Source organism: Leucobacter chromiireducens, assembly GCF_003917135.1.
GTDB lineage: Bacteria > Actinomycetota > Actinomycetes > Actinomycetales > Microbacteriaceae > Leucobacter > Leucobacter chromiireducens_A.
In genome coordinates, this window is sequence record NZ_RPDI01000028.1 from 1 (window position 1) to 22,019 (window position 22,019).

The window sequence follows — 22,019 nt, forward strand, 5'->3', positions numbered from 1 at the left end:
GCGACGCGAGCGGCGCGGCGGGCGCGGCGCGGCTGGCTGCTCGGCGTCGGTCACGCGGAGTCCGCGGCGCGCTCCCCCACCTCGAGTCCGAGGGTGCGCGCGATCCGGCGCGCGGCCTCGTCCGGGTCGGAGAACAGGTCAAAGCTCTGCACGCGGTGGTAGTGCCAGCCGAGGCGGCGCAGCACTGCCGGGCGGAGGCGCAGCGTGTCGCGCAGGCTCTCCGAGCCATCGCCGAGGTCGACGTCGATCGCGATCGCGCGCCCATCGTACGACGCCGCGAGCGGGATCGCCCCGCGGTAGTCGAGTGCGACCGTGAGCCCGAGCGCTTCGAGCCGATCCGCGAGCTCGCCGATCATCGGATCGCGCTCGGCCGGGAGCGCCGGCGGTTCGGGAGCCGGGTGCTCGAGGGCCAGCAGCTCCGCGAGTTCCACGACGCCGTGCTTGATGCGGGCCGAGTCGAGATCCTTCGGCTTGAAGCAGCTGACGATCGTCATCGCGCGGCGCGCACGGGTCATCGCGACCGCGAGCAGCCGCTCGCCGCCCGGGCGCCCGAGCCCACCAAAGTTCGACAGCACGCGCCCGTGCGGGGTGCGGCCGTAGCCGATCGAGAAGATCACACGATCGCGGCTCTGCGCGGTCGCCTGCTCAAGGGTCATCACCGCGAACGGCTCCGCGCGATCCCCGAGCAGGAACTCCCGGTACTGCGGGAACTTCGAGAACGCCTGCAGCACCGCCTGGTAGACGCGCACCGCGTGGCGCTCGCTCGCCGTGATCACCATGAGCGACTCGCCTGCGCGGTCGCTCGCGTGTTCGAGGACGAGCTGCACGACACGCTCCACCTCGGCGTCGGTGCTCTCCACGGCGCCGGTCTGCTGGTCGGGCAGGCCCTGCCCGCCGCTCACGAACTCGTAGGTGAGGCTCGAGTGGCCGAGGAAGCTGCCAGCCCACGGCAGGGTCTGGATCGCGTCGCCGTAGAAGCGCGTGTTGACGAGCTGCGTGAGGTCCTCGCCGCCCGCACGGTAGCTGCGCGTGAGCGTGAGGGTCGGCAGCACCTCGCCGAGCGCGGCGAACGCGGAGCTGCGGTGCAGCGCCTCGGCCGCGGCCGGATCCGAAGCTGCGTCTGGCACCTGCGCGCCGACCGACAGTTCGAAGTGCGCCGGGGTCTGCGTCATCGTGTCCCCGAAGGCGACGACCTGCCGAGAGCGCCGGATCGCGCCGAGGTTCTCGACGAGCGTGGTCGCGCCGGCGTCGACGAGCAGCACGGTGTCGAAGCGCATGCTGTCGGGCAGTTCGGCCACCTCGTACGGCGACATCGCCCACACCGGGGCGAGCACGCTGAGGAGGTGCGGGGCGCCCTGCGCGAGCTGGGCGACGGAGACGTCGGGGCGGCGCAGCGCCTCGCGCAGCGCGAGCGCCTCCTGCCGGTGGTCGAGCACGGCGACGCGCCAGGCGTCGGCGAGGCTCGCGGCGAGCAGCGCACCGTTCGCGCCGGCGTGCGCGTCGTCGACGAGCCGGAAGTCAGCTTCGAGCCGCTCGAGCACGCCGGTGTTCGCGCTGAGCAGCGCGGGGTTCGTGTGCAGCATGCGCTCGAGCGCCGACTGCCACCACGCGAGCTCGAGCTCCGCGGTGACGTCCTCTGCCGGCACGTGGCGCGCGGACAGGTCGTCGAGCAGCGGCTCGAGGTGCGCGGCGCGCATGCGCTCGACGATCTTCGTGCGCTCCTGGATGTTCTGCAGCACCTCTGACTCGCGTGCGAGGTCCGAGATCCGACTGGCGAGCGAGCCGAGCGTGTGGTTCTTCAGCCGATCCGGATCGTTCACGACGCCGAGCACTCGATCCAGCTCGTCCAGATCCTGGTATGCGGACTGGAAGGCCACCACGACGTCGGAGATCCCGAGCGGCACCTCGGGGCGCGCGCCGACCACCGTCGTGTAGCGCTGCCACAGCACACGCTGCTGCTGGATCTGCACGAGGCGCGCGTACATGTCGGTGATGTGCACACCGGGTCGCACGTACTCGCGCGCGAGCTTGCGGAGGCGGCGCTTGTTCGCGGCGGTCATCTCGTCGGAGCCGCGCGGCGCGTGCGCCGCGATGACCTCGGTGAGCGAACGGTCGTACACGGACGGGGTGAAGCGATCGAGCGTGTCGCGGATCCCCATCAGAAGTCGCAGGTACACGCCCAGCTCGGCGATGGTCTCGTAGGGGCGCATCGACGTCTGGCCGATCACCTCATTGGCCATCGAGATGAGGCGCGGGAGCTGCGCTTCGGCGAGGTCGACGGCGGTGCCGTAGGCGGTGCGAGCCTCCTCGGTGGTCGAGAAGCTGACCCCGTACCAGGGGGAATCCTCCGGCCCGTACTGGAACTGGCCGAGCCTCGCGACCTCGGTGAGGTCCTCGGCCATCGCGGTGCGGTCGAGCGTGAGCTGGCCGAGCGCGTGGTCGTCGAGCCGCACGGTGGTGCGCGGCGGACGCTCGCTCTGCGCGAGGGTGGTGAGGCGGCGGAGCGCGTCGAGCGGCGAGACGCCGTAGCGCTCGTCGGCGGTGGCGAGCGCACTGCGGTAGTCGCGCAGCACACCGCGGAGCCGGATCAGCGCGGCGTCCACTTCGCCGAGCTGTTCGGCGCGCGCGTTCTCGTTGCGGCTGATCGATTCGACGAGGTTGCGGCGCACGCGGCGCGGCCCGACCGAGAGCCCGGCGAGCCCGGCACGCGTGAGCCGGTGCGAGATGCCGTCGAGCGTGGCACGGCGCGGCGACACCACGAGCACGCGCTTGCCGTCACGGGCGAGGCTGCCGATCGCGTTCACCACGGTCTGCGTGCCGCCAGTGCCTGGCAGCGTGTGCACCACGAGCGAGTGACCGGCGTCGATCTGGGCGAGCACGTCGTCCTGCTCGGCGTCGGCGTCGTAGAGGTGGCGGTCGACATCGGGCGAGCGCTCGTCCGGCGGCGTGGCGCTGACCGGGCGGTACGCCGCGGCGAGCTGCTCGCGTGCTGGTTCGCTGCCGCACACGGCGGCGAGGATCGGCGAGTCGAGATCCTTCACCGCGTCGACCATGCCCTGCGCGACCGAGTGGAAGGAGGACACCACGAGGCGCGGCTGCACGACGAATCCGGAGACGCCGGCGACGGTCTGCCGCACCCGGTCGATCACGGGCTGCGGCTTGAACACGCCCTCGGACTGCGAGAGCTCGACCAGCGCGCGCGCGTCGAGCGTGATGCCGAACTGCGCGCGGAGGGCCCGGATCAGCTCCTCGTTCACCGAGGGGAACTGCTTGAGCTTCAGCTCAAAGTCGCGGCCGTAGCGGCGGATCGCGAGCGGGCGCAGCAGTACGGGGGCGCAGAACTCCTCGCCCTCGAACGTCCACTTCGCGATCCCGACGCCGAGGTGCACGGTCTCCAGGCCGCGCACGGTGCGCATCTCGATCGCTTTGTCGGTCACGCGGCCAGCGGCCGCGCGTGCGTGGCGCAGCGCGAGGTCGTCGCGGATCAGCGCGGAGAGCAGGATCTTGTTGCCCGTGATGAACTGGGGCAGCCCGCCAGGGTGCGTGGTCGACAGCTCGATCCGGTTGGCCGGGCGGTCGTCGAAGTGCAGCAGCGGGTTGCGGCCACCGATCTGCGCGGCGGCGCGGCGCCAGTCGGCGTGCTCATCAGCGTACGCGTCGACGAGCGACACCGGGCCGGTGAGGTGCGCGGACAGGTCGCGCTCGGGGGCGCTGGGGGCCTCGGGCGTTGGGGCAGCCGGGACCGCGCCCTCGTCCTGGGGCGGCACCGCCTCGGCGGTGACCTCTACGGTCTCATTCTCGTCGCCACCCGCTTCGGGTCGCCGACGTCGGTCTACACTCCACACACCGCCACCCTAGGCGCTGAAACAGCAAAACAGCGCATCCGCAACGGAGTTTCGTCGGCTGCGGATGCGCTGTGAATGCGCTGATGGCGCGGGGGCGTCAGCGGGTGCTGGTGTCCTCCGCCGCCGGGCCGGTGACCACGGGGTCCGCGAGCTGCATCTCGCCGCCGCGCGCCTTCGCCAGCACGCGCATGAGGTGGTAGACGCCGATCGCCGCGATCGTGCCGAGCGCGATGCCGTTGAATACGACCGATCCGAACTGGATCGTGAAGTCCGCGATGCCGACGATGAGCGGCACTGCGGCCGAGAACTGGTTGATCGGCTTCGAGAAGTCGACCTTGTTGTCGATCCAGATCTTCACACCGATGAGGCCGATGAGGCCGTACAGCGCGACGGTCACGCCGCCGAGCACGGCGGGCGGAACGGAGAAGATCACGGCGCCCACCTTCGGCGAGAAGGAGAGCAGCACGGCGATGGTGCCGGCCACCCAGTACGCCGCCGTCGAGTAGACGCGGGTCGCGGCCATGACGCCGATGTTCTCGCCGTAGGTCGTGGTGCCCGAGCCGCCGCCGAAGCCGGCGAGCATCGTCGAGACACCGTCGGCGAGCAGGGCACGGCCCGTGACTCCGTCGAGGTCGCGGTTCACCATGAGGCCGACGCTCTTCACGTGGCCGACATTCTCGGCGATGAGCACGAGCACGACGGGCAGGAACGCGGGCAGGATCCCCCACAGCGTTGGATCGGCGAAGGGGTTGCCCACCGCGTGGAACTGGGGCAGCCCCACCCAGTCGGCCTTGGCGACCGCGTCGAAGTTGACGAGGCCTGCGAACACCGCGATGACGTAGCCGACCGCCATGCCGAGCACGATCGAGAGGCGACCGATGAGGCCGCGGAAGAGCACGGTGATGAGCAGGATCGCGACGAGCGTTGCCACGGCGACCCACGATGAGAGCACCTGATCAACGTCCGGGTTGGCGCCGGGGTTGCCGGTCCAGTTGTTGCGCACAGCCGGCGCGAGGTTGAAGCCGATGAGCGCGACGATGGCGCCCATCACGACGGGCGGCATGAGCGCGTTGATCCAGCCCGTGCCGAAGCGGTGCACCACGAGGCCGACGACAGCCATGAGCACGCCGATCGCGAGAATGCCGAACGACGCGCGGCCGAGGTCGTCGCCGCCCGCGGTCGCAGCGAGGATCGGGGCGATGAACGCAAACGATGAGCCGAGGTAGCTGGGCAGGCGGTTCCCGGTGAGGAGCAGGAACAGCATCGTGCCGAGGCCCGAGAAGAAGAGCGTCGCGGTGGGGCTGAAGCCCGTGAGCAGCGGCACGAGGAACGTGGCGCCGAACATGGCGACGACGTGCTGCGCGCCGAAGCCGATGGTGCGGCCCCAGCTCAGGCGCTCCTCCGGGAGCACGATCGCGTCGGGGGCAACGTGTTTGCCGTCACCGTGCAGTTTCCAGGGCAGCGCCATGCGGGGCTCCTTCATTGGGGCGGTCCGTCCGGAGTGTGCTGCGCGTCAGCCCCCTGAGAGCGCGCGACCAATCGTCCATCATACAGCGAACGCTCAGGCTCGGCGCGAAAAGCTCGCCGCGCGCGCTGGCGTGCGCCCCGCACCCGGCCCGGCCCGCCTGACCCAGCCCAGCCCAACCCAACCAGCCCGACCCAATCCCAACCCAACCAGCCGGACCCGCCCCAACCAGCCGGAGAAATCTGTTTTCTCGGACGGGGTCCTGCGATTCGGCCCGAGGAAACAGATTTCTCCGTGTGGTTTGGGGTGGGACGGGTGGGGCGGCGTGGGTTTGGGGGTGGGGGGTGGGCGGCGGGCCTAGCCCGCGATGTAGACCTTGCGAATGTGGTCGGCCACCGTCCACCTGGTGCGCGTGCCGGCGACCAGTCGCATCACGTCGCCCGGACCCACCTTGACGGTGCGTGGCGCAGCTCCAGGATCCCGATTGATGCCCGGCTCGCTGAGCAACTCGATCGTCGCGCCGCCCGAGAGCACCACGAACAGCTCGTCCACCTCGGTGTCGGTCACGGTGCCGCCGCGCAGCTCCCAGACGCCCGTCTCGGCGCCGCCGATCTCCCCGAGCTCGACGATGCCCTGCGCAGGATCCCCCGACACGACGTCCTCGGGCGCGACCGCCTCGAGCGCCACCGGCATCGAGCCGGCGTGCACCGCGGCGTTCGCGCCGCCGGGAAGCGCGACGCCCGGCACCGCCTCCGCGCCGCTCACGAGTCGAAACCCAGGCCGAGCGCGTCGAGGGTCTTCAGCAGAACGTTCCGCTTCCCCTCGTTGTGGTCGGCGCGATCGAGCGCCCAGCGCGTGAGGTTGATCCCGATCGAGGCAGCCGGCTCTGGCGGGAACGGCAGTGGCACGTCCTTGACCATCTTGAGCTCCGTGCGCTCGGTGACGCGACCCTCGAGCCGGTCGACGATCACGTCGGCGGCGAAGTGCGTCGCCCCAACGCCGAGGCCGGTGAAGCCAGCGACGTACTGCACGCGGCCCCCGAGCGCCTGCCCGAAGAACGCGCAGAAGCGCGTGCTCGTGTCGATCACACCGGCCCAGCGGTGCGTGAACTTCACGCCGGCGAGCTGCGGGAACGTGGTGAAGAAGTGGCTCGCGAGCTTGCGGTGGCTCTCCATCCGGTCCTCATACTCCGGCTTGATCTTGCCGCCGGCGTAGTACACGGCGTCGTAGCCGCCCCAGAGGATCCGGTTGTCCTTCGTGAGGCGCGAGTAGTGGAACTGGTTCGCCATGTCGGCGAGGCCCTCGCGCCCCTCCCAGCCGATCGAGGCCAACTGCTCGTCGGTGAGCGGCTCGGTCATGAGCACGTAGTCGTACACGGGCACGGTGTGGAAGCGGTAGCGCTTCAGCAACGAGGGGAACACGTTCGTGCAGAGCGCCACGCGATCCGCCGACACGGTGCCGCGCTCCGTCGTGAGCTGCACCGGGCCGTCCGCTCCCCCGTCGAGCCGCTTCACCGGGGTCTGCTCGTGGATCTCGACGCCGATCTTCGCCGCGTGGCGCGCCAGCTCGGCCGCGAGCTTCGCAGGGTGCAGGTTGGCGTTCTCGCGCGGTGCGAACTCGCCGCCGAGGAACGTCGGCGACGCGATGCGCGCCTGCACCTCCTCGGCGTTCAGCGTGACGACCGTCGGATCGTGGCTCTCGCCGAGCCACTCGACCTGGTGCGGGGCGTTGGCCACGGCCAGCTGGCCGGTGCGCTCGAAGTCGACGTCGAGCTCGTTGTCCGCGATGAACTGCTCCATCGCGTCGAGGTTCTCGTAGCCGAGGCGGGCGAGCACGCCAGTCTCCTCCGGCCAGCGCGCCTCGGCGTTCGGCTCGCCGTGGGTGATGCTCGCCTCGCAGAAGCCGCCGTTGCGGCCGGACGCCGCCCAGCCGACGCGCTTGGCCTCGAGCAGGATCACGCGGCGCTCAGGGTGTTCCGTCTTCAGTTTGATCGCGGTCCAGAGCCCGGCGTAGCCGCCGCCAACGACGGCGTCGTCGACGCTCGTGTCGCCCGCGAGCGCGGGGTAGCGCGCCGCGGTGTCCGCGACGTCATCGATCCAGAAGCAGGAGAGCTTCGTGTCAGCGAGCGCGTCCTCGACGATCTTCGCCGCCGGCCGGTTCGTTTCAAAAATGGTCTGGTGCATGGGGTCCTCGTCTTCGATGTCCGAGACGATCCTGACACAGAATCACGCGAATGTAAATGCCATTGACATTTGCGTTTACACGTGTGGGATCGACTCCCCCAGCCCGCGCAGCGCCGCGCCCCGGCGCTGCGAACTACTCAGCCGGCGGTTTCATGATGGCACCCGTTGCGAGCCCCATCGCGAGGCCGGCAGGCAGCCACAGCCAGAACTGGGTCAGCGCGCCGAGCACCACACCCACGACGGCGCCCATAATGAGGCCAACGATGATCTGCTTCCGCCGCGCTTCGGGCGACGGCGTCGAGCCCGACTGCTTGCCCGCGCCGCGCTCGTTCCGGCCCTTGCCGGGCTTCGCTCGGTTACTCATGCGTCCAGCGTACGCGCCGCAGCCTGATCGGCAGCGTCGAGTTGCTCAAGTGCCGCGATCAGCGCAGCGTCTGCCTGCCGCGCGCGAGCCAGCCCAACGAGTTTGCCCGTCGCACGCGCGATCTTTGCCGGGCTCGCGGACGGGCTCGCCCCCGCGGCGCGAAGCACCGGATCCAGCGCGTCCAGCTGCGCCTCAGCGCCGCCGGGCAGCAGCTCGGCCTCCCACTCGCGCCAGGCGCGGCGCACGCCGTCGGCGAGATCTGTCGCGCGCACGCGGTCGTCGGCGAGCTCGATGAGTTCGCGCCCGTCCGCGTCGCGCAGCACAACGACCGTGCGCTCGGTGCGCAGTTCGGCGCGCGGTTGCACCGATCCGGCGGCCACCCCGATCCGCGCGGCGAGCTCCGCGAGCAGCCCGGCGGGGAGCTGCCGCTCGAGCGGCCAGTGCTGCTCGACCACGCCGCCGGGCGTCCGCCGCTTCACGTGCCACCCGGCGTCCGAGCCACCCTCGCGCACCCGCACCGCGATCCCCGCGCGCGCGAGATCCTCATCGGGCGTCTCGTAGTACCGCGCCACGAGCTCGAACGTCTCAGGCGCGTCGGCGGCGAACCCCGCGCGAGCAAAATCCGCCGCGCTCGGCAGCGGCGCATCGACCGCGATCTCGTACTTGCGCTCGATCTCGAGCGACTCGGTTCCCGGCTGTGTCGTCACGCCGATAGCTTACGGGGTGACCGGGCGATCCTGTGCGGGATCGGCGGGTGCCGGATCGGCGGGTGCCGGATCGGCGGGTGCCGGCTCGCGCGCGGCCGGGCCGTGCCCGCCGGACAGCCACACGATCCCCGCGCCGGCCGCGACGACGAGGATGATGCCGGCGAGCGCGATCGGAGTGAGGAGCTGATCGAGGAAGAGCGCGCCGAGGATCGTGCCAACCACCGGGTCGAAGGCGAAGAACACGCCGAGCACGCGCGCCGAGGTGAGCCGGCCAGCGATCGTGTCGACCGTGAACGCGAGCGCCGTGCCGAGCAGCGCTGAGGCGAGCAGCGGGATCAGGTGCTCGACGCGCACGAGCGGCACAATGGGCGCGGAGAAGGGCAGGGTGAGGATCGCAGCCACCGTCACCGACAGCGCGACGCTCGGCAGCCCACCGTCGGACTGGCCGACGTGCGCGGCGAGCAGCGTGTAGAGCCCGAACGCCGCGCCGGCGAGCGCCGCGAACAGCAGGCCGAGCGGGTCGAGCGCACCGCCGAAGCCTGCGATCAGCGCGACACCGAGCAGCGCGACGACCGCGAGCAGCCCCTCGCGGGCGCGGCGGGACGCGAGCAGCGCGACGAGGCAGGGCCCGAGGAAGTCGATCGTGGTCGCGATGCCGAGCGGCAGGCGCGCGAAGGCCAGGTAGAGGAAGGCGTTCATCGCCGCCATGGCGACGCCGTAGAGCACGATGCCGGCCCACTCCTTGCGGGTGCGCCCGCGCAGGCGCGGCCGGAAGAGCAGCAGCAGGATCACCGCGGCGATCAGCATGCGGAGCGCGCTCGTTCCGAGCACGCCAAACGTCGGGAAGAGGCCAACCGCGATCACTGCGGAGAACTGCATTCCAAGGGAACCGATCAGCACGAGGAGCATGGCGCGGATCGTTGCGCTGCGTCCGAAGTGCTGTGGCGTCGACACTGAGCTCATCAGACCAACTCTAGTGCCGGATACACTTGCCGGGTGACAGCAGACGCAGGAGACGCCGGGGCGACCGCCCGCGCCACCGCGGCCTGCACCGCGACCGCCGAACGGCTCACGCTCGCCGGCGTCGAGGCCGAGCACCTCGCCGTGCTCGAGCCGCCTCGGCGCGTCCTGCTGTGGACGCGCCCAGCGCGGATGCGCGAGATCGGCAGGGTGTGGCGCCTCGGCACCCTCCTCCTGGGCACCGATGGCGCACTCTACGCGGCGGGCAGGGCCACGCGGGCTGCCGAGCGCGGCCGACCCGGCTACCAGTCGCTCTCCCGCGAGGAGCGGCGCGAAATCGCCGCGGCGGCGCTGCGCGGCGGCTTTGCGAGCGGTGCGCCCGTGAACTTCGACGCGACCGAGATCCCGATCGAGGATCCCGCGGCGCTCGCCGCGCTCGCGGCGAGCGGCCCCGACGGCGGCGCCGAGCTGCCACTCGGCCTCGCCGACGGCGAGGTGCGCGTGCGCTGGCGCGCTGGTGCGCCACTCGCCGGGGCGCAGACCCTCGCGGCGTTTCTCTCGGAGCGCGCGGAGCTGCTGCGTTCGCCAGAGCCCAGCTAACTCGGCAGGCGCGGCCGGGGCACAGACCCCAGAAAACAACTGTGCCGGCCGCAATGTGATGGGGGATGCGGCCGGCACAGTTCGAAGACCTACTCAAGACGCGCGACGAAAATGGGGGAATGCCGCGGTCTGGGGATTGAGTAGTTCGTGTCGCGCGGATGGGGGGATCCGCGCTCCACCGGGGGTTGGTGGTGCTTTCAGCGTAGGCCAACGGCGGGCACGCGGAGCCCAGGAATCGTGACGTTCAGTAGCCAAACACCCAAAAATCCGTGATCACGTGTACGCACTGGGTAGCGAAACGACTGTTTTGTGCAGTTCGGCGCGCAGATCGACCGCCCTATTGAGTGGCGGCATCTGATCGGGGTGAATCACTGGGGGTCGCTCCACTCTTCCGAAACGCCGCGCGCATGTGGTCGCTCGTCAGGAAGTCGGCGATCCCGATCATGATGAGGCTGAACAGGATCTGTTCGGTGATCATCCACCCCGGGTAGAGATTGGGGATCGCGGCCATCACGAGCGTGATCACGGGAAAGATCTGCGCGAAGAGACGCAACCTCTGGTACGACCACCGCCACCCCAACGCGGCGCGCCAGGTGAAGTATGCAAGCGTCACGGTCATTCCGAGCACCACCACCGTACGCATCCATACGGGGAAGGACACGCTGCCCCCAGACCCGGCGATCGCCGCAGCGACCACCACCGCGCCCAGGCCAAGCACGATCTCGACGCCCAGCAGCACCCAGATCCAGCGGAAGGCACGGCGGGTGCGCGGATGGTCGCGCGCGTCGACGGGAATGCGCTCGTCGGAGGCTTTCCCACCCGCGAGCCGGTCGACACGTCGCAGCAGCTGTTCCCAGTTCATGGCGCAATCGTACGACCGCCAGCTCCGCAAGCCGCGTGATCAAGATAAAGATCAATCAAAAGGTGGAGCGTCTGCCCCGTCCTCCCCCACCCCGCACCAACACGCCCCTGTCCACTCTCATTTAGTGAGGGTTCGGGCCGCTTACCCCGCGGCTTTCCGGAGCACAGTCGAAGCAAAGTTGGAGTGCCCTGGAGAGGAATCGAACCTCCGACACCTTCTTTAGGAGAGAAGTGCTCTATCCACTGAGCTACCAGGGCGGAGCCGCACGCGGGCGACCTTTGGGAGTCTAGCGCACCCCAGGCACCGCGCAGCGCGCGTGCACCGCGCAGGGGCGCGGTCCGGTGAACGCAGAACGGGCGGGGTGAAGATCACCCCGCCCGTTCTGGGAAGCCTGCTTAGCCGAGACGGATCACGTCTGGCGTTGCGCTCGGCGACGCGTAGCCCGCGACGACCGTCTGGTTTCCCTGCCAGCCACCGTGCACGGCCTGGCCGTTGCCGATGTAGACCGCAACGTGGGGGGCACCCGGCCAGATCAGAATGTCGCCAGGGGCGTAGTTGCCGTCGGTGACGGGGGTGCCGTAGCGGTAGAAGTCGGAGACGCCGTGGTCGTAGCCGCCCTGGTCGCGACGCTCGGTGAGGCCGATGGCCGCGAGCGCGTTCTGGACGAGGTCGGTGCAGTCCTGCGAGACGCCCACCTGCGCGAGCGCAGCGGAGACGAGGCCCTGCGCGCCCTTGCCAGCGGGAACATCCGCCGAGCTCTTGCTCTCGGGCTGCGCGGCGGTGCCGGTGCCCGTGCCGTTCACCGCTGCGGCCTGCTCTTCAGCGGCCTTCTTCGCATCGGCTTCGGCCTTCTTCTCGGCTTCCTTGACCTTGCGCTCCTGCTCGAGGATCGCGGAGCCCACCTCGCCGTCGAGTGCAACGACGGGGGAAATCTGTGCGGCGACCTCGGGCGTATCGAGGTTCTGCTGCAGCGTGATGTCGGCGTCGGGCTGCCCCTCGACCTCCGGTGCGAGCGCGTATGCGGGAAGCCCGAAGGTTCCGACGAGGCCCAGGCTCAGGACTGCTGCACCGACCATCTGGCCGACGCGCTTCGCCCGCGCCCGCGTGGGACGGGCAGCGTTGTCCGTAACCGCGACCTCAGTACTGGGGTTGTGATTCACGTGAATAATCTGCCTTCACCTTGTGGGTTGTCAGTCTGGAGCGCCTCCTGCGAGACGCGACCGTTCAAGCGTAACGGATGATCACGGGAATGTCACGCTCAGGTCACGAAGCCGCCACGAGCCGCAGTATTTCAACGGTTTTCACGACGGCGCGGCCCAGAATTCACTCGATCCCGAACGAATTGCCAGGCCGCACACTGTTCGCGTACCGCGCGGCAGCGCCTAGATCACGCCCTGTTCGAGCATCGCCTGCGCCACGCGCACAAACGCTGCCGAGTTCGCGCCGAGCACGTAGTCGCCCGGCTTGCCGTAGCGCTCGGATGCCTCGTACGTCGACTCGTGCACGTCGCGCATGATGCCGTGGAGGCGCGACTCGCTCTTGTCGCGGTCCCACCGCGACCGTGCAGCGTTCTGGCTCATCTCAAGGGCAGAGGTCGCGACGCCACCGGCGTTCGCGGCCTTCCCCGGCGCGAACAGCACCCCGGCCTCCTGGAACGCCTCGACGGCCTCCGGGGTGGCCGGCATGTTTGCGCCCTCGGTGACCGCGCGCACACCGTTCGCGACGAGCGTGCGCGCGTGCGTGCCGGTGAGCTCGTTCTGGGTGGCGCACGGGAACGCGAGGTCGGCCGGTACGTCCCACACCGATCCCCCGGCGACGAAGTGCGAGCCTGGCCGCCGTTCCGCGTACTCGGAGATGCGTGCACGCTCGACACCCTTGACCTGCTTCAGCAGATCCAGATCGATGCCGGCCTCGTCGACGATGTAGCCGCTCGAATCGGAGGCGGTGATCGCCTTCCCGCCGAGCTGCTCGACCTTCTCGATCGCGTAGGTGGCGACGTTGCCGGAGCCGGAGACGACCGCTCGGTAGCCCTCGATGCCCTGCCCAGCGCGGGCGAGCATCTCCTCGGCGAAGAAGACGGCGCCGTACCCGGTCGCCTCGGTGCGCACCTCGGCGCCGCCCCAGCCCACGCCCTTGCCGGTGAGGACGCCGGCCTCGTAGCGCTGGGTGATGCGGCGGTACTGGCCGAACATGAACCCGATCTCGCGCGCACCGACGCCGATGTCACCGGCCGGGATGTCGGTGTGCTCACCGATATGGTGCACGAGCTCGGTCATGAAGCTCTGGCAGAAGCGCATCACCTCGGCATCGCTCTTGCCGGTCGGGTCGAAGTCGGATCCGCCCTTGCCGCCGCCGATGCGCTGCGAGGTGAGCGCGTTCTTGAAGATCTGCTCGAAGCCGAGGAACTTGATCACGGAGAGGTTGACCGATGGGTGGAATCGGAGACCTCCCTTGTAGGGACCGAGCGCCGAGTTGAACTGCACGCGAATGCCGCGGTTCACTCGCACCCGGTTCTGATCGTCCGTCCACGGCACCCGGAAGATGTACTGCCGCTCGGGCTCCACCAGGCGCTCGAGGATCCCGCCCTCGATGAACTCCGGGTGCTCGGCGAGCACGGGTGCGAGCGTGTCGAGCACCTCCCGGACGGCCTGCAAGAACTCCGATTCGCCCGCGCTCCTGCGCTCAACGACCTCGGTGACGTCGCGCACGTGCGCGCTTGGGGTGGGCAGTGTCACGAAAACTCCTTTGTTTATCAACTCCATTGCGGGCAGCATGAGCACGGGCGTCCCGGAACCGGGTCGCCACCGCCAATGCGGGGTGCCTCTACTGCGAGACGAAAATGTGCGCAGCGACCTCCAGCGGAAGGTCGATCGCCTCATGTGATCCTTCGACCTCGACGTGCACAGCGTCGCCACGTCGCGCGAAGGAAGCTTGGTTGCCCGGCGTCACACCGGCTGCTGCGAGCTGTTCGAGCAGCTCGGGATCGACCTGCAGGGGCTCCGCCAGGCGGCGGATGCGGGCGCGCAGCACGAGCTCCGGGTCGATCAGCAGGTCGCCGAGACCGGTGACGCCGGTCTGGAACGATCCGGCTCGGGTGGAGCCGAGCTCCTCCAGGCCGGGGATCGGGTTGCCGTACGGCGACTCCGTCGGGTTGCCGAGCATACCGAGGAGCTTCCGCTCAACCCGCTCGCTCATCACATGCTCCCAGCGGCACGCTTCTTCGTGGACGTACGCCCACTCCAGCCCGATCACGTCGGCGAGGAGGCGCTCGGCGATGCGGTGCTTGCGCATGACGCGCACCGCTTTCGCGCGGCCCGATTCCGTGAGCTCCAGTCGACGATCGTCCGTCACGATCACCAGCCCATCGCGCTCCATGCGGCCAACGGTCTGGGACACGGTGGGGCCGGAGTGCCCGAGTCGCTCGGAGATCCGGGCGCGCAGCGGGACGATGCCCTCTTCTTCGAGCTCCAGAATCGTGCGAAGGTACATCTCCGTCGTGTCGATCAGATCTGTCATCGCCGTCCTCTCGTAAGTCCATCTCCCAGCTTAGGGCATGGCGCCCGTGAAACCCCGGGGCACTCCCCCCGATAGAATTGTGCGCATGGCCGACATCTCGATCCCCACTGACCTCCTGCCCGCCGACGGCCGCTTTGGGTGCGGCCCCTCGAAGGTGCGCTCCGAGCAGCTCGCGTTCCTCGCCTCGCTGCAGCCGACGGTACTCGGAACCTCGCACCGGCAGGCGCCGGTGAAGGATCTGGTCGGCAGCGTGCGCTCCGGTCTCGCTGAGCTCTTCCGCGCGCCGGAGGGCTACGAGATCCTGCTCGCGAACGGCGGCGCGACCACGTTCTGGGACTCGGCGGTGCACTCGCTCATCGAGCGCCGCAGCCAGCACCTCGCGTTCGGCGAGTTCGGCGCGAAGTTCGGCAAGGCTGCCGCGGCGGCCCCGTTCCTCGAGGCCCCCGATGTGCGCAGCTCGGATGCCGGATCGCGGTCGGCGTTCGCCCCCGTCGAGGGCGTTGACGTGTACGCGTTCCCACACAACGAGACCTCGACCGGCGTGATGGCGCCGGTGCAGCGCGTCGCCGGCGACGCCGGTGCGCTCACCGTCGTCGACGCGACGAGCGCCGCTGGCGGCATCGATTTCGATGCGGCCGAGGCTGACGTCTATTACTTCTCGCCGCAGAAGAACTTCGCCTCGGACGGCGGGATCTGGTTCGCGCTCGTCTCGCCAGCGGCGATCGAGCGCATCGAGCGGGTGACGTCCTCCGGCCGCTACATCCCCGAGACGCTGAACCTCGCCGGCGCGATCGAGAACTCGCGGAAGAACCAGACGCTCAACACCCCGGCGCTCGCCCCGCTCGCGATGATGGATGAGCAGCTGCGCTGGATCAACGGGCAGGGTGGGCTCGCGTGGGCCGCCGCCCGCACGGCTGAGTCGTCCACGGTGCTCTACGACTGGGCTGAGCGCACCACAGTGGCAACCCCGTTCGTCACGGATCCCGCGCACCGCTCGCAGGTCGTCGTCACGATCGACTTCGATGACTCGGTGGACGCCGCGGCGATCTCGGCAGCGCTGCGCGCGAACGGCATCGTCGACACGGAGCCCTACCGCAAGCTGGGCCGCAACCAGCTGCGCATCGCAACGTTCACGGCGATCGAACCGGACGATGTGCGCGCGCTGACCGCGTCGATCGACTACGTGCTCGAGCGCCTGAGCTAGTCGCTACACCCGCGCGTGCGCGGCACGGCGGCCCCGCGGGGCCGTGGTGTCGCGCACGCGGCATGTTGCGACCACGTATCCGGCGACGCCGAGCACCGCTGCGGCAGACCACACGGCCCACCAGGGGAAGCCAGGGATCACCGGGGCGGCGCCCGCCGCGTCGATATCCGCCTGCGGGGTGGGGGTGATGCGCTCACCGGTCACGAGGATGCGGTGCGTGTTGATGCCGAGCGGGGTGCACGTGATCAGCGTCGCGAGGTCCTTCCCGAACACAGGGTACAGCGACTCGGTCTCGTCCGGCTGCACGACGGTGGTCTCGGAGACTCGGTAGGTGAGCACCTCTCCCCACACCTCGATCGTGAACGTGTCGCCAGGCTGCAACTGGTCGAGGTTGTTGAACAGCTCGGCCTTCGCGAGCCCCCGGTGGCCGGTCAGCACCGTGTGCGTGGTCGGGCCGCCGACGGGCAGCGCGGTTCCCTCCAGGTGCCCGACGCCCTGCTGCAGCACCGCGTCGCTCGTGCCGTGATAGATCGGGAGATCGACGTCGATCTTCGGGATCTTGATGCGTGCCATGAGGCCTGAGGCGTCGCTCGCGAGCAGGCCGTCGTAGTCTGCACCGGCGGAGTTCGAGACCGCCTGCGGGATCCGCTCGCCGGCCGCGACGACCGCCGCGCCGGTGAGCCCCTCGTTGTACTCGTGGGCCGCGGCGAGCTCGGCCGCGCGGGCCGCGACATCCCCCGCGCCCGTGTTTCGGTTGAGGCCGATGATCTCCCGCGAGTAGTCGAGCTGCGAGTACCAGGTGGCGATGATCGGCGCCTGCAGGAGCGCGATCCCCGCGAGGGCGAGGAGCGCGACGAAGAGGACCACCGGGCTCGGTCTCCGCCAGCGGCGGACCGAGCCCGGTGGGTGCGGAGAAGGCACGGTCGGCGACCCCGGTGCCGCCGAGGGATCTGTGGTGTGGGCCTCGGCGAGGGTCTGCAGCGACACGGATTGTCCTTCTCACAGGGGCCGGCGGGAGATGGGGAAATCCTCCGCCGACCCGGTCGGTGGGCCGGGGCCAGGCGTGCGCCCGGCCCCGGCGGCTGGTTACTCCGCCCGCGCCGTGCGGCGACGCGAGATGAGCAGGCCCGTTCCGGCCGCGGCGATCAGCAGGGCGCCGCCGGCGAGCGACAGCATCAGTGCGCCAGCGGAGCCGGTGAGCGGCAGGCCGGGCACGCGCTGCTGCACGTTCTCGACGGTGACGTCGACGTCGGCCGTCGCGCCGGTCTTCACGGCAATCGGGAAGAGCGCGGCGGCGCCGGTCGGGGTGACGTACCCCGCGGGAGCTGCGATCTCCTTGAGGACGTAGCAGCGCTGCGCCGCGTTCTTCGTCTCGTTCTCGCTGTCACTCACGAAGAGGCCGGGAACCGTGACCTGACCGTTCGTTCCGGTGGTGAACTCGCTCGCGCCGCTCACCTGCAGTGCCGCGCCGGTCGGGGTCGCGCTCGTGCAGTCCGCCGCGTAGGGGTCGGTGGCCGCGTAGACCTCGAACTTTGCGCCAGCCAGGGTGGCCTTGCTCGTTGCGTCGACCTTCTTCACGACGACATCGCCCCAGTTGGTGCGCACCGTGTTGGTGGTGAACTTGGTGCCGTTCACGGTCTCGAACGCCGTGTTCTCGATCACGCCGTCACCCAGCGAGGTCACGGTGCCCTGGAAGGTCACCACGATCTCCTTGCCAGCGAGGGTGCGCAGGTAGGCGAGGCCGGGAGCCGAAGCGAAGGAGAGCGTCACGGTCTGGCCGGACGCCGTTGCGGAGAAGTTCGAGGCCAGGACCGAAGCGCCGTCCACCGAGATGCTCTTGATGCCGACGCCGATGCCGTCAGCCGCGGGCGACGGGGTGAGGCGCGGATCGAGGGTGTCGGAGATGTCGAAGCTCGTGAAGCTGCGGCCTGCGGCGAGCGCTGGCACCTTGACGGTGACGGGGAACTCGACCGTGCTGCCGAGGCCGAGCCCCTGCTGCGCCGAGATCGTCTTCGAGACGCTCGTCACACCGTTCTTCGGGTAGACGTGCACGTCGGTCAGCCAGGCACCCTCGAACGGGTAGGGAACGGTGACGATGAAGGGCGCTGCGCGGTCGACCACCTGCGCGGGAGCTGCGGTCTCGCAGACCACGTAGACACCCATCTCGGTGGGGATCGTTGCGGTGCCGCTCGCGTCGGTCGTCGCCGGGGTGAGCGCGGCACCGAGCTGGTAGCCGCTCGGTGCGCTGCAGTCCGCGCCGGCCTGCAGGCCGTCGAGCTGGTCCCACGCATCGGGATCGCTCAGGTCGATCGCCTCGCCCTCGCCCGTGAGCAGTGGGTAGGCGGTGAACGTCACGTCAGCGATCCCCGGGGTGGGGATGGCCGGGCCGGTCCCGTCCGGGCTCTGCGACACCTGCTCGCTGCCCGTCTGGTGCTCGTGCTTGTGCACGATGATGGAGCCGCTCGCCTCCGGATCGATGCCGCCGAGCTCCGGCGCTGCGTACGCCGGCGCGCCGGCAGCGACGACGCCGAGCAGCGCAACGGCGGATACGGCGAGCGCGGCAAGTGCGCGTTTCGGGGTTCCCCCGCGACCGTTCTGACTCATGGTGGGTGTCCTTCCTGGGTGGTTTGTGTGGTGTGGGCCGGTGCTGCTGGCCCCGTGTGAACGCGTCCGGATCTGGCCGCGCCCTGGTCTGTGTGTCGCGCGCTAGGCGCTGGCGCTTCGCCGCCTGCGGTGCGCCCAGCTGAGCGAGCCGACGAGGAGGGCGAGGGCGGCGAGCCCGGCACCCGCGATGTTCAGCGCGTCGGAGCTCACGCCGCCGGTGAGCGGCACCTCGAGCGCTGGGGCGGCGACGTTGACGAAGCGGTACACCTCGTGCTGCCCGATCCCCACCGAGACCGGCGCACTTTCGTCGACCGGCGTCCAGATGCAGCCGCCTGGCGCCGAGGCGTCTGGGGCGCACCGCTCCACCCGGTCGAGGAGGTAGGCGAGCGGCGTGCTCGGGTCGTGGAGCGCCTCGGAGAGCGCGTACTGCGCCGCCGGGGCGACCCCGAAGGTGTTCCCCGCGGAGCGCGTCGGCGCGCCGGACACCGTCTTCGGCTGGCCTCCGCCCTGCGGTGCGGCGGTGAGATCCCAGTTCGCCGGGCTCGCGCTGCCGCCGCTCACCGTTTTCAGGAGGGTGAGCGTCGAGGCGCACGTGACGGTGTTCGTCAGCTCGAAGGTGTTGGCCCCGGGCGTCAGCGTCGCGCTCGCGGGAACCGTCTCGGTCACCGCGACGCTCCCCCGCTTGGTGAGCTGCTGCGAGGTCAGCGTGCAGCCGGGCAACTTCGCCGCGTCGATCCCCGTGGTCTCGGCGATGGTCACCGCGTTGCCGGCGGCGTAGCCGCTTCGCGGCTCACCCCAGGGGTTCGGGGTCGCGCCCGCGCCACCGGGGCCGGTGAGCGTGAGCTGCGCGGAAAGCCCCTGCGGCAGCGGTCCCTCATCGCCCGGGATCCGATAGCGGCCGGTTTCCGTCCCGCTCTCGTCGAGGACGCGCCACACCTTATCCACCTGCACGGTGGCCGCACGGTCGGGCGCCCGGTTGTAGACGGTGCAGTTCACGGTCTCGTTCTGCGGCACCGCGACGCGCACGCCGTTGGTGACGTCGGTGATCCCGGTGACCGGCTGCTGCGTGACGAGGTTCGTGCAGACGGCGTTCCTGCCGTTGACCGGCACGATCTGGTAGCCGGGCTGCTGGGTCTCTGCGACGGTCACCTGACCGCTCAACGTGCCGCCGGCGTAGCTCAGCGGGAACGCGACGGTGCCCGTCCCGTCGCCCGTGGTGGCGAGGGTGGCCGGCGTTGGCAGCGTGACCCCGGCGCCCGGGTTCGAGACCGTGAAGTTCCAGCCGGCTGGCGCGGGCGTCGCGCCAGTGATCTGCCCGGCCGGTGTGCTGTTCGGCACGATCATCTTGGTGATCGTGAGCTGGCCCTTGCACGCACCCTGTGCGAGCGCGCGGAGGGTGGTGCCTGCCGCCTGGTAGTTACTGGTCTGGTAGTAGTCGCTGTTCACGGTCGGGCCGGAGATCGCGGCGAGGTTTGCGGCGTTCGCGGTGCCGGAGACGCCGGCGCCGACGCCGAACGCGACGACTCGCGTGCCCTGCGCCTTGAGCGCGTTCGCCGCGAAGATCCCCTTCTCCATCTCGACCAGTCGGGTGAAATCTCCCGGGCCCGAGGCGTTCGCGCCCCAGAACGTCGGCTGCCCGTCGGTGATCACGATCGCGACGTCGTACGGGTTCGTTGCACGGGCGTCGGCAGCGGTTGCGAGTGCCTGCTCCCAGTTCGTTCCGCCGTCGGCGTCCCACCCGTTCCACCGCGCTTTGAAGGCGTCGGCCTGGGTCTGCGTTGCGACCGAGGTGAGCGCCGGGTAGTTGGCGCTCGCGGTGTTCGCGGGCGAGCTGTCGGAGAAGGAGAAGAGCGACATCCGGGACGGCGTGCCGACGAGCGCGTCGGTGAACGCGCCGGCCGCGGCCTTCAGCGCCGGCACCGAGCCGGAAACCGAGCCGGAGAAGTCCATGATCAGCGCGACGTCGATGCCGCAGCTCTGCACGAGCGCCGGGTTGTTCCGTGAGTTCTGCCAGACGCCGGCGGAGGCCGTAGGCGTGGAGTTGTCGTCGGCGATCGCCGAGTCGTACATGAAGTTACTCGTCGAGCGGTACGTGTTGCCGGAGCGCAGCGTGTCGCCAGTCCGGAACACGTACGCGGTCGCGGACGGCGAACCGTTCGAACCGGTGCCGAGACTGGTGTTGGCAAACCAGCCGGTCGGGGCGCCCGTGCTCGGCTGCACGACCCAGAAGCGACGGTCTCGGTTCGTCCCGCCGCTCTCGGTCCCCGGGACCTCGAACACGCACTCGCCCGCGCTATCCGAGACGCAGCGCGCCCAGCCGGCTCCCGTGCCGCTCACCCCGTCGGGGCGCGTGCCGCTCGGGCTCCCGGTGCCCGTGTTGAGCAGAAGCGTCACCCCGGAGAGCGCAGTGACGCCGCCCGCTGCGGTGCGGTCCCCGCCGACCGAGACGACGATCCTCGCCGGCGGGATCCGCGTGCTCGCGTAGTCGCCGAAGGAGTAGGTCTGTCCGCCCCAGTTGCCCGTGTTCCCGGAGCGCGGGATCTCGCGCCAAGCGCTCGACCCCAGCGTGTAGCCGGCCGGAGCGACGGTCTGCCGCACGCGGTAGGCGGAGGCGGTCACGACCGAGTTCGTCGTCGGGTTGCTCGCCGGGCTCAAGAACTTCACCTGGAACTCGCCGGGATCCGGATCCCGATCGAGGCCGGTGCACGGGGCCGAGGTGCAGTCCGCGATGGTGTACGTGGTGCCCCAGCTGCCGCCGCTCCTGGGGCCCTGCAGCTCGAAGGTCGCGCCGCCGAGCAGCGCCCCGTCCTGATCCACGGCGCGCCAGTACACGTAGGGCGCGCTCACGCCAGGCGCGTCCGGGCCGGCCGCGAGCGGAGTGATGCTCGCGCCCGCGGCGGCGGGTGCCGCCTTGGCGGGCTTCGGCTGCGTCGTGGGGGCCGGCTGCTCCGTCGGCGTCGGCTCCGCCGTTGGCTGCTCCGCCGGGGCGGCCGGCTCGGCCGGCTCGGCCGGGGCCTCCGCGACGGGCACCGCGCGCACGGGCGCCGGCTCGGTCGCGGCGTTCGCCGCTTCGGCGCGCACTTCCTGCCACGCGCCAGCCGCCGTGTCAGCGGTTGCGGCGAGGCGGACGAGGAGGACGTCGCCAGCGACGAGTGGCTCGGTGCGCGCGGCGTCGCGTGCGTCGCGCAGTTCGTGCAGGGAGAACGTGCCGGGTGCCGGATCCTGGTCGAGCCCGTCGTACCCGGCCTGGCCGGTGTTGTCGGCCACGCGCGCGAGGAGTCCCGCGGCGTCTGCGCCGCTGCGCTGCACCTCGAAGGCGGCGCCGTGCACCGGCTGCTGCGCGGCATCGATCGCCTGCCAGCGGAGCTGCGTCGTGTCCGCGACCGCACCGTTCGGTGTCTCGTCTGCGGCGAGCGCCGGAGCTGCCCCGAGCAGCGCCGTCGCGACCGCGGCAGCGGCAGCGATCAGCGTCCGGTTCCGGCGTCGTGCGACGCGCAGATCTGTGTACCCCATCGTTTCCCTTTCCCCCTCAGCCACCGCTGAGTACGCAATCCCACACAGCGATTGCATTGCGAGTCCCCACCCACGGGAAACGTTATGGAATGCAGGAAAATAGGGGATCCGGGAAAATTACGTATTTCTGCTCGGGGCACGCAAAAAAGTGCGGCGGCCCGGGAACCCGGGCCGCCGCACTTCGGTGCTGCAACGG

The 22,019-nt window shown here is 70.3% G+C and carries 16 protein-coding genes and 1 tRNA gene; 2 read left to right on the top strand and 15 right to left on the bottom strand.

Going from position 1 to position 22,019, the window contains the following annotated elements; all coding sequences use genetic code 11:
* Positions 1–50: 50 nt before the first annotated feature.
* The 7 genes from EGM46_RS11935 to EGM46_RS11970 form a co-directional block, all read right to left on the bottom strand.
* On the bottom strand, positions 51–3,767 hold the full coding sequence (locus EGM46_RS11935; RefSeq protein ID WP_125100396.1) for an AAA family ATPase: 3,717 nt from the start codon (positions 3,765–3,767) through the stop codon (positions 51–53).
* A gap of 175 nt (positions 3,768–3,942) precedes the next feature.
* A complete protein-coding gene (locus EGM46_RS11940; RefSeq protein ID WP_125100373.1) occupies positions 3,943–5,313 on the bottom strand; it encodes a uracil-xanthine permease family protein in 1,371 nt (456 codons plus the stop codon).
* Between the two features lie 354 nt (positions 5,314–5,667).
* Positions 5,668–6,075, bottom strand: a complete 408-nt coding sequence (locus EGM46_RS11945) for a cupin domain-containing protein (protein WP_346773393.1) — start codon at positions 6,073–6,075, stop codon at positions 5,668–5,670.
* Positions 6,072–7,493 carry an NAD(P)/FAD-dependent oxidoreductase gene (locus tag EGM46_RS11955; RefSeq protein ID WP_125100374.1) on the bottom strand — a complete coding sequence of 474 codons (1,422 nt, stop codon included), beginning with the start codon at positions 7,491–7,493 and terminating at the stop codon, positions 6,072–6,074. Before EGM46_RS11955 ends, EGM46_RS11945 begins: the two co-directional genes overlap by 4 nt.
* A gap of 133 nt (positions 7,494–7,626) precedes the next feature.
* The gene (locus tag EGM46_RS11960) at positions 7,627–7,857 is read right to left on the bottom strand and encodes an HPP family protein (RefSeq protein WP_125100375.1); all 231 of its coding nucleotides are present in this window, start codon (positions 7,855–7,857) and stop codon (positions 7,627–7,629) included.
* A complete protein-coding gene (locus EGM46_RS11965) occupies positions 7,854–8,564 on the bottom strand; it encodes a CYTH domain-containing protein (protein WP_164512890.1) in 711 nt (236 codons plus the stop codon). The genes EGM46_RS11960 and EGM46_RS11965 overlap by 4 nt, the downstream gene beginning before the upstream one ends.
* A 9-nt stretch (positions 8,565–8,573) precedes the next feature.
* Entirely contained in the window at positions 8,574–9,527 is a 954-nt protein-coding gene (locus tag EGM46_RS11970) for an EamA family transporter (protein ID WP_241156314.1), read from the bottom strand.
* Positions 9,528–9,560: 33 nt separating this feature from the next.
* Between EGM46_RS11970 and EGM46_RS11975 the strand changes: the two genes are divergently transcribed.
* Positions 9,561–10,124: a hypothetical protein gene (locus EGM46_RS11975; RefSeq protein ID WP_125100377.1), complete on the top strand. Its 564-nt coding sequence runs from the start codon at positions 9,561–9,563 to the stop codon at positions 10,122–10,124.
* A gap of 337 nt (positions 10,125–10,461) precedes the next feature.
* Here EGM46_RS11975 and EGM46_RS11980 read toward each other — a convergent pair whose 3' ends face one another.
* The 5 genes from EGM46_RS11980 to EGM46_RS12000 all read right to left on the bottom strand — a co-directional run bounded on the left by EGM46_RS11980 (position 10,462) and on the right by EGM46_RS12000 (position 14,502).
* Positions 10,462–10,986: a hypothetical protein gene (locus EGM46_RS11980; RefSeq protein WP_125100378.1), complete on the bottom strand. Its 525-nt coding sequence runs from the start codon at positions 10,984–10,986 to the stop codon at positions 10,462–10,464.
* Between the two features lie 184 nt (positions 10,987–11,170).
* A tRNA-Arg gene (locus EGM46_RS11985) sits at positions 11,171–11,243 on the bottom strand.
* 138 nt (positions 11,244–11,381) lie between these two features.
* Positions 11,382–12,146 (bottom strand): NlpC/P60 family protein, encoded by a 765-nt coding sequence (locus tag EGM46_RS11990; protein ID WP_125100379.1) that lies wholly within the window; start codon positions 12,144–12,146, stop codon positions 11,382–11,384.
* A gap of 222 nt (positions 12,147–12,368) precedes the next feature.
* Positions 12,369–13,721 carry an NADP-specific glutamate dehydrogenase gene (gdhA, locus tag EGM46_RS11995; protein WP_125100380.1) on the bottom strand — a complete coding sequence of 451 codons (1,353 nt, stop codon included), beginning with the start codon at positions 13,719–13,721 and terminating at the stop codon, positions 12,369–12,371.
* 88 nt (positions 13,722–13,809) lie between these two features.
* A complete protein-coding gene (locus EGM46_RS12000; protein ID WP_125100381.1) occupies positions 13,810–14,502 on the bottom strand; it encodes a metal-dependent transcriptional regulator in 693 nt (230 codons plus the stop codon).
* A gap of 85 nt (positions 14,503–14,587) precedes the next feature.
* Here EGM46_RS12000 and serC point away from each other — a divergent pair, with 85 nt between their 5' ends.
* On the top strand, positions 14,588–15,706 hold the full coding sequence (gene serC, locus EGM46_RS12005; protein WP_125100382.1) for a phosphoserine transaminase: 1,119 nt from the start codon (positions 14,588–14,590) through the stop codon (positions 15,704–15,706).
* Between the two features lie 3 nt (positions 15,707–15,709).
* On the opposite strand, the gene EGM46_RS12010 is transcribed toward serC, so the two are convergent.
* The 3 genes from EGM46_RS12010 to EGM46_RS12020 form a co-directional block, all read right to left on the bottom strand.
* Positions 15,710–16,693 carry a class C sortase gene (locus EGM46_RS12010; protein WP_241156315.1) on the bottom strand — a complete coding sequence of 328 codons (984 nt, stop codon included), beginning with the start codon at positions 16,691–16,693 and terminating at the stop codon, positions 15,710–15,712.
* Positions 16,694–16,792: 99 nt separating this feature from the next.
* Positions 16,793–18,310, bottom strand: a complete 1,518-nt coding sequence (locus EGM46_RS12015; protein WP_125100383.1) for a SpaH/EbpB family LPXTG-anchored major pilin — start codon at positions 18,308–18,310, stop codon at positions 16,793–16,795.
* Between the two features lie 102 nt (positions 18,311–18,412).
* On the bottom strand, positions 18,413–21,823 hold the full coding sequence (locus tag EGM46_RS12020) for a vWA domain-containing protein (RefSeq protein WP_125100384.1): 3,411 nt from the start codon (positions 21,821–21,823) through the stop codon (positions 18,413–18,415).
* Positions 21,824–22,019 lie beyond the last annotated feature (196 nt).